Source organism: Youngiibacter multivorans (assembly GCF_017873395.1).
GTDB classification, from domain to species: domain Bacteria; phylum Bacillota; class Clostridia; order Clostridiales; family Clostridiaceae; genus Youngiibacter; species Youngiibacter multivorans.
The window spans coordinates 1-7,760 of the sequence record NZ_JAGGKC010000054.1 but is presented as its reverse complement, the minus strand read 5'-3'; the positions used below and the strand labels follow the sequence as shown (position 1 = coordinate 7,760).

The window sequence follows — 7,760 nt, the reverse complement described above, 5'->3', positions numbered from 1 at the left end:
ACCTAAATATATAAAAGAACTTGAAAAAACCTTCCCTTTCTTCCCTAAATTAGAAAGGAGCAACGGATCATGATAAGCAGCACAGATGAAATAGAGAGATACCAGGAACTTACAGACGAGGACAAAGAGACGGTCATTAGGTGGATAGAGGACAATCTAATTCAATCTAAGACATTCAACCAGGCTTATACCTCATACGGCCTTAAGCACTACATGGAGAATGACACAGGAATATATGTGTGCAATGGTGCTTTTAAGGGGTGCATGATGATGATGGGATATGAACCCAAGGACATCAGAACACAGAACCATATATACAAAATCTCCAGCAAGTCGCCAGGAGTACGGTTGAGGTAGTGCCGCCATTGTTTTAAAATCCGAATCAATTTAAACCGACCGGCGGTGAGCAGCGCGTTAAAATTTTTGAAGCTATATAGGCCGCCTGGCTTTTGCGTTATTAAGACAAAGGAGTGACGATTAAGTGAAAGGTAAGATTACTAAAGAATATTTAGGCAGAGAAGGGTTAAGGTCCATTGTTAAGGTATCCAATATCTGCACGATCTGTGAAAAAGAGTATGCAGCACAAAATATATATACCTCGATGTACTGTCCAGAGTGCGCTGCAGAGGTCAAAAAGGAAAAGACAAGGTTAAGGGTTGCTAAGTATAGAGCAAAGAAGCTTACAGAAGAAAACAAAATAGAAGGGTTGTAAAACTCTCCAGAATGAATTGTAAGGCGTTTTGATGGTATATAGGGGTAACTGTCCTCTAATGTCATTAGAACGCCTTATGTTGCGTGTGGGGGTGTGCTGAAAAATAAGCAGGGTCAGCCGAAAATCCGGCAGGGTACTTTCTAACAAATTTGTGATTAAGACATCCCCCCAGATATGGGGGGAACTTCCCACATTTGTTATAAAGACTTTCTTCCTGAAATGGAATAAACTTATACTCAGAAATGAGTAAAAGCTGGAGGTTGTCAACGTGGATTCAAAGTATTTAACCATAGCAGAAGCCGCTGCCGCTGCAAAGCTAACACCGCAGGCAGTATACAAGCGCATTGCCACAACAGAAAGTTTAAAGAAACTCGTCAAAGTAGTTGATGGTAAGAAATACGTTCATATCAATATCTTGGAAGTATTAGCACCACAACAGAGTAAACAACAAGTAGACAACGAATTGCAAACCAGTTTAATTGAGACAATAGCGCTATTAAGAAGCCAATTAGAGGTAAAAGACAAGCAGATCAGTGAATTAAACGAGCGACTAAGAGAAGCGCATATCATGACAGCGCAAAACCAGAAGCAGCTTATCGAGCCTGCACCGGGTCCGGTGGAGAAGAAAGCCTGGTGGAAGATACTTGGTTGATGTGATTGCAGAGAAGGCTAAGAGGAATCAGGAAGCGACTCACCTTATAGGCAAAGGAAAGCAATCAAAAGACATGGCTTCCCAAGAAGTTGTGAAACCAATCGACACGAACAAAGAACTCGGAAAGATTGCAGGAGTGTCAAAAATGACCGCGGTCAATATATGCGCGAAATGCAGCTTTCGCGAATAAAAAACCATGAAATACTATGAAATTTATGTTGACTTTATAAAACCGTTAGCGTTACAATGAAACCATAGGAAATTCATTGAAGGAGGATTCATAATGAAAACAGCCAGCGAAAGAGCCAGGGAACAGGTAGAAAAGCAGCTACAGCAAATAAAAATTGTTACTCATGATACAAAAGAAGGGCAGATTTTTCACGCAGCATATGAGATTATGAGAGAGAAAGATAATGGGTCGCTATGGTTGGCAATGATCATGTACCAGTTAGGGAGGAAAAACCCATGAACATGAAGCCAAGATGTGAATGCAGGACAGAACTAAGGCTTGAAATCGGGTATACTTGCGCCGATTGGAAAACTAAAGCCGGCAGAGGGTCCGGTTATGATTATGAAATTGCGCTTGTGTGCCCTAAGTGTGGGACCGTCTACCACTTAGGCAACATAAAGCACGAGGAAGATTTTTCAAAAGCTATTGAGCGCCTATAAGGCGCTTTTAAACGTTAGGGGAGTGAAGATCATGACGATTGACATCAAATTTTATGACATTAAGGAAGTCGCCGCAATACTCGGAGTTACACCAAGGACAGTACAGACATACATCACAGATGGCAAGATAAAAGCTATGAAGATTGGCAATAAGTGGAAAGTCAAGGAAGAGGATTTAAAAAAATATCTTGATATACGATGATTACGGTCCTATACTGAAAACAAATACATAGAAAAAAGGCCCTCCGATTCAAAGAAGCCGGCAAGCTTCAGAGAATCGATTCAGTAAGTGCGACAACACTTAGAGAACCTTGAGAACCTTTGTTCTGTACAATTAAAATTGTAACATGATTGTACAAAACATAGTAGTAAAAATCAAGACCTTAAGTGTTAACAGCGCTTGAGGTCTTTTATATTTTGCGGTTATAAGCTAAAACTACCGCGTTATCAAAAAGTTAGAGAGTATGGTTAAGCTTATGCAGAGAATTAACCAGGACAGGTCCTATCCGCTTTTGTGGGCCTGAACTACAGAGGGGTTTAAATGTTCCCCTTGCGCCTGTAATGACGTACGTATAAAACATTGGAGGAATTATTTTAGAGGGACCATAGCAGAGCAATAATACGCACGTGTGGGGATAATGCACGTGTAGAAAGCTATGAGGGAAAGCGGCCAGGGTGAAGGTTGAAAGCAGCTATACCGCGGGGTATCCCCCTTTCAATGGGGGAATTACGCCCTGAAACGGATCAGGTCTCAGCAAGCTTCCCTGGGGGTATGGTCAGAAAATAAAATAATTTTAGAAACATGTTGCATGTTGTGGAACAACGTGATACAATGTACTCAAGAAACGAACGGACGATATTTCCCGGGAGGTGTAAAGGCCATGTCACGAGAAAGGCAAAGGGCAAACAGAAGAAAGAAACACCAGGAAGAAAGATTAGATAGCAGGACAGCTTGGGGGACATTAGATCCAGTCCCAGCGGAAGCGGTCAAAAATATAAGGGGTGAAAACAATGGGAGATTATCAGCTTAGAGCAAGGATTCCACAAGAGACAGCAGACAAGCTTTTCAAGATCATGCAGGAACTTCAGGAGAAAACAGAGGGTGCAGACGTGACACTTTCCAGCGTGACGAGACAAGCGGTAGATAATTACATAAAGTCAAAGGAAGGAGATTTTCTAAGTATCGGGGTTAACAGACTCACAAGTAATGACCTAAAGGATATTGGTGAATACCTTACCAACGACAGGGGCCGTATGAGTGCTTTTTCCAATGAGTCAAAAAGGTTTATGTTAATGCTTTCATTGGAACTTGACGGTATACGTACAAAAAAGTGGGACCGAGAAAATCCGGGATTCATGGATTCTATGAAGTCAGAAGGACTCGACAAAATGACACTTGACGAGATGAAAGCATTAAATAATAGTTTACAAGAGACATTAAATAAAGCTAATGAAACACCGTAACAGGTGTTTTTTTATACCCTGAATTCCTAAACAGTAGGTGCTGGAGGATTACCGCACATGCAGCCGGATTGAGCGTGAGGGGATAAGGGGAGCAAATAACATGAAGGGAGTGAATAGCATGACATATGCAGAAGCAAAGCAGAAGCTTAAAGACTTCCAGGATATACCAGACGAAAAGTTAAACAGTATGAGCCTGGAAGAACTTAGGACGCTAAACAATGAAGTTGACGAAGTAAGAAAGATCATAAAGCGCGAAGAAGCAAAAGGCGCAGAGATACTTCAGACAAGAGAGAAAGCATTAAATGAGGGTGTCGTTATAAGGACATTCGGTATAAATGGCACAAATACAATGACAGGAGGAACGAAAGCAATGGAAGATACAAACAAAGAACTTGAAGTAAGAAGTTTTCAGCGATATTTAGCTGGAGAATATAACCTCATGAACGATACAGAAAAGAGAGCGCTGGATATGTCAGGAAGCGCCGCAGTAGTACCGCTGGAGATTGCTAACAAGCTTTTGACAAGCGACAAATACAGCGACCTGCTTCACAGAGCGACAGTTATCAGCAACGGGGCACCAGGTAACATACAGATACCAATAGCAAGCGCCACAGCGGCAGCATGGAAGCTGGAGAACTCGGAAGTTGATGGAAGTGAAGTAGCGTACGAAGCTGCACCAACGTTGACATACCTCTCTCTTGGTGGGTATGAACTCTTCAGACATATGAGAGTATCAGCGGCAGCGGCCAGCATGGCGACAGGAAGCTTCCAGAACATGATGCTTGAACTGCTCCAGGGTGAAGTAATAGAAGCGCTGGAAAAGTCATTCATAGATGGATCAGGAACCGGACAGCCAAAAGGACTTGCGAACCTCACTTGGGACGCAACGAACCAGAAGCTAACAGCGTCCTCGATTACACCGATAGCACCAGCAGACATAGCCGGAGCGCTGGCCCTGCTTCCTAACAAGTACGCAAGGAACGCAGTTATAATCGCAAACACCGACACTGTATTCAATACTATGGGACTATTCAAGGGGACCACAGAGTTTGCGTATAACCTTGCAGACGCAGCGGAAAAGTTTATGGGACACCAGATCATCATAAATGAGCACGTTGCCGATGACGTCATATACATTGTGGACCCTTCACAGCTTTATGTTAGGTTTGCAATGCCGATCCAGGTTGAAGCTAACAGAGCGTCAGGATTCACCAGTGCCAGCATAGACCTCAGAGCGCTAACAGTTGTTGACGCAGTATGGAATCCAAAGGCTTGCGCAAGAGTAGGACTTGGAGCACAGGGTTAAAGGAGTAAAGAATGAGCGATAAACATATAACCTGCAAAGATTGCCAGGACATTTTTACATTCACAGTTGGTGAACAGGAATATTACCAGGAGAAGGATTTTAATGATCCGGTAAGGTGTCCACGTTGCAGGAAGGCCAAGAAGGCCGCCAGAGACAGACGAGACAACGATTAAATATATTGCCAGGTACTCATGCTGGTTAATATATGGTCCTGGTTGTGGGACCTTAAAGAGCATAACTGAAGGTTAAGGGAAGCTATACCGGAATTGAAAAGGCGTTTTCCAATTTGAAGTGTGATCTGGTTAATCGCATTAAGAATTGAACTTCTATAGTGTCAGCAAGTGTTTATAACAAGGGTGCAGGTCTCATCCAGTCGCCCACAGTTAATATTCTGTATTCAAGCACCAGGTGAAGAACTAACCAATTGACGCCGAAGTGCACTAAATTAAAATCCAAAATCTTTTTATAACCGGCCTGCGGACCTCCTCCGGTTGGTGCAGGCAAACAATTTCGGTAATTTCAAACATACCTCCTTCAAAATCGCAACGATGGAAGACTCAACCGGAGTTGCAAACAAGGTGCTGCATAGTTACTCATCATTCCTATGCAGCATTTTTTTCTAAACAAAATATGTAACGTGTTTATATAAAGGGGTGGACCCGTATGACAGAATCAGAAAAACAGATATACCAGAAATTAAAATTGTTTCCGGTATTTAAAGCCGGCAATGACAAGGCGCCAGCGGTACCCAAGGGGACTTCCTGGAAGGACGAGCAGAACCACGTAATCAATCCCAATGGGTTAAATGGTCACGCAGCATATGGCCTGGTATGTGGTGAGAAGTCACAGATCATGGTCCTTGACATTGACAGCAAAGATAAGCCGGTACCAATGATAATACAGGAGTTGTTTGAAGCTGCAGAGCTTACAGACAGCGACAGGAATATATTTACAAATACATTCACAGTAAAGACGCCAAACAACGGATACCATTTATATTTCAAGTACCGACCAGGGTTGAATAATGTAAATGGAATAATACTGAAGAACGTTGATTTTAAAACTGAGGGTGGCTATGTAATAGCACCGTACAGTTATATAAAAGCTAAGGACGGAAACATAAAACAATACCTGCCTACAGGTGGGAACATGATCCACGACATGCCAGAGAGCCTATATAAGTACATCAAGAACTCAGGCAATAAGAAGAGCCCTTCCAGAGCGCCACAGGCCACCACAGCCACCGCGGAGGAAGAGCATGACATATTCGCACCGCTTAAGGGCATGAAGGCCGGAGAGGGCCGAAATGGAGCCTTAAACAAGGCGCTATACGATTATTGTAAACGTAAGAACATTAAAGATAAACCGGTCATAATGGCGCTTGCAGAAAAGATAAATACGGAATACTTTGCAGAACCAGAGGAAGGCGCTTTAAAGACCGCAGAGAGCGTTTATAAGGCGTTGAGCGAACCGGACGAGGGTTTATATTACCTGTACGAAGATGGCGGCAAAGAGCGCGTTAACACCGCATTACTGGCGAAATACATCAGGGAAAACTATAAATACATGATTGTACGTAAAAATGGATTCGACCAGGATCTAATTTATTGGTACCAGGGTGGATATTACAAACGGATCTCGATTAATTCCCTGAAGGGTAAAATCAAAGAACTGATACCTGAACCAATACAGAAAGCTTCAATGCTGCACGAGGTTTATCAGCTTTTAGTTACCGATGAATCAACGGTAAGGGTTGAGGATCTGGACACTGATTCGGACTATATAAACCTTAAGAACGGACTATACAACGTAAAAACAAAGAAGATGGAAGAGCACCGAAGCGACCTATTAAGCACTATACAGATTAATACGGACTTCAATCCACGTGCAGCATATCCGGCAAAGTGGGACAAGTTTCTAAACTTCCTAACAGACAACGATCAGGAACTTCAAATGGTGCTCCAGGAATGGGCAGGATTGACCATAAGCAGTATACCAGGTTACTTCCCTAAGAAAGCGCTGGCGTTATACGGTCCCAATGGTAACAACGGTAAGAGCGTGTTTATAAACCTACTCGATTACCTCATAGGAACCGAGAACATAGCGACCAGGGATATTCAGGATCTAAGCAAGCCATTCGCAACAAGTGACCTGTACGGTAAAAAAGCCCTGCTTATAGATGACCAGAAGGAAGCAGACTTCACAGACAGCAGCATATTTAAGTCAATCACCGGCGGCGGTCTCATTGCGTGTGAATTCAAGGGTAAACAAAGCTTCTCATATAAATTCAATGGGACAGTAACATTCGGTTGTAATGAATTGCCATATCTATCAGGGGAAAAAGGCAGCCACGTATTCGAGCGCTTACTGATTATTCCATGCGTGAACGTGCTCCAGGAAGGGGACCGAGATCCTTTATTATTTGACGACCTTAAGGACGAGATAGAGGGTATTTTGTTATGGGCCCTGGAAGGTTTGCACCGGCTTAAGGATAATAACTATAAATTTACTCATGCCGCAGCCACAGAGATGGCCAGGGAAGAGTACAGAATGAAGTCAGACAGCTTGTACAGATTCGTAATGGAAGAATACATCATGACAGGGAACCCAGCGGATAGAGTATTAAAAACTCAATTTGAAACCATGTATGAAAATTGGGCCTATATGAACGAGATTGCTAAACCTATCATGAAGAAAAATATCAAGGATAGAGCCATGAAGATGGGTATAAAACTTGGAAAAATATCATCTGAATATTACATGGGTATAAAACCAATAGAATAATAGGGAAAGAAGGGAGACTTTTCAAATATTCTTTATTAAAAAACAAATACGTTACAACGTATAAAAGAATATATATAAACCTAAATATATAAAAGAACTTGAAAAAACCTTCCCTTTCTTCCCTAAATTAGAAAGGAGCAACGGATCATGATAAGCAGCACAGATGAAATAGA

Annotated in this window: 11 protein-coding genes; all 11 read left to right on the top strand. The window is 42.3% G+C overall.

Features of this window, described 5'->3' with window-relative positions:
* The first annotated feature begins 69 nt into the window (after window positions 1-69).
* Entirely contained in the window at window positions 70-357 is a 288-nt protein-coding gene (locus tag J2Z34_RS17245; RefSeq protein WP_209461113.1) for a hypothetical protein, read from the top strand.
* A 124-nt stretch (window positions 358-481) separates the two neighbouring features.
* Complete coding sequence (locus J2Z34_RS17240; RefSeq protein WP_209461112.1) at window positions 482-712, top strand: hypothetical protein; 231 nt, start codon at window positions 482-484, stop codon at window positions 710-712.
* Window positions 713-980: 268 nt separating this feature from the next.
* Complete coding sequence (locus J2Z34_RS17235; protein ID WP_209461111.1) at window positions 981-1,364, top strand: hypothetical protein; 384 nt, start codon at window positions 981-983, stop codon at window positions 1,362-1,364.
* Window positions 1,357-1,554: a hypothetical protein gene (locus J2Z34_RS17230; protein WP_209461110.1), complete on the top strand. Its 198-nt coding sequence runs from the start codon at window positions 1,357-1,359 to the stop codon at window positions 1,552-1,554. The genes J2Z34_RS17235 and J2Z34_RS17230 overlap by 8 nt, the downstream gene beginning before the upstream one ends.
* A 93-nt stretch (window positions 1,555-1,647) precedes the next feature.
* The gene (locus J2Z34_RS17225) at window positions 1,648-1,833 is read left to right on the top strand and encodes a hypothetical protein (RefSeq protein WP_209461109.1); all 186 of its coding nucleotides are present in this window, start codon (window positions 1,648-1,650) and stop codon (window positions 1,831-1,833) included.
* Entirely contained in the window at window positions 1,830-2,033 is a 204-nt protein-coding gene (locus J2Z34_RS17220) for a hypothetical protein (RefSeq protein ID WP_209461108.1), read from the top strand. Before J2Z34_RS17225 ends, J2Z34_RS17220 begins: the two co-directional genes overlap by 4 nt.
* Window positions 2,034-2,064: 31 nt before the next feature.
* Window positions 2,065-2,235 carry a helix-turn-helix domain-containing protein gene (locus tag J2Z34_RS17215; protein ID WP_209461107.1) on the top strand — a complete coding sequence of 57 codons (171 nt, stop codon included), beginning with the start codon at window positions 2,065-2,067 and terminating at the stop codon, window positions 2,233-2,235.
* Window positions 2,236-3,044: 809 nt separating this feature from the next.
* Entirely contained in the window at window positions 3,045-3,497 is a 453-nt protein-coding gene (locus tag J2Z34_RS17210; RefSeq protein ID WP_209461106.1) for a hypothetical protein, read from the top strand.
* A 100-nt stretch (window positions 3,498-3,597) separates the two neighbouring features.
* Window positions 3,598-4,803, top strand: coding sequence for a phage major capsid protein (locus J2Z34_RS17205; RefSeq protein ID WP_209461105.1), 1,206 nt, complete (start codon window positions 3,598-3,600; stop codon window positions 4,801-4,803).
* 11 nt (window positions 4,804-4,814) lie between these two features.
* Window positions 4,815-4,976, top strand: coding sequence for a zinc-ribbon domain-containing protein (locus J2Z34_RS17200; RefSeq protein WP_209461104.1), 162 nt, complete (start codon window positions 4,815-4,817; stop codon window positions 4,974-4,976).
* A 490-nt stretch (window positions 4,977-5,466) separates the two neighbouring features.
* Entirely contained in the window at window positions 5,467-7,587 is a 2,121-nt protein-coding gene (locus J2Z34_RS17195) for a phage/plasmid primase, P4 family (protein ID WP_209461103.1), read from the top strand.
* The last annotated feature ends 173 nt before the right edge of the window (window positions 7,588-7,760 follow it).

Coding starts and splice junctions, on each gene's coding strand:
- J2Z34_RS17245 (WP_209461113.1), top strand. CDS start 70: ATGATAAGCAGCACAGATGAAATAGAGAGATACCAGGAACTTACAGAC.
- J2Z34_RS17225 (WP_209461109.1), top strand. CDS start 1,648: ATGAAAACAGCCAGCGAAAGAGCCAGGGAACAGGTAGAAAAGCAGCTA.
- J2Z34_RS17220 (WP_209461108.1), top strand. CDS start 1,830: ATGAACATGAAGCCAAGATGTGAATGCAGGACAGAACTAAGGCTTGAA.
- J2Z34_RS17215 (WP_209461107.1), top strand. CDS start 2,065: ATGACGATTGACATCAAATTTTATGACATTAAGGAAGTCGCCGCAATA.
- J2Z34_RS17210 (WP_209461106.1), top strand. CDS start 3,045: ATGGGAGATTATCAGCTTAGAGCAAGGATTCCACAAGAGACAGCAGAC.
- J2Z34_RS17205 (WP_209461105.1), top strand. CDS start 3,598: ATGAAGGGAGTGAATAGCATGACATATGCAGAAGCAAAGCAGAAGCTT.
- J2Z34_RS17200 (WP_209461104.1), top strand. CDS start 4,815: ATGAGCGATAAACATATAACCTGCAAAGATTGCCAGGACATTTTTACA.
- J2Z34_RS17195 (WP_209461103.1), top strand. CDS start 5,467: ATGACAGAATCAGAAAAACAGATATACCAGAAATTAAAATTGTTTCCG.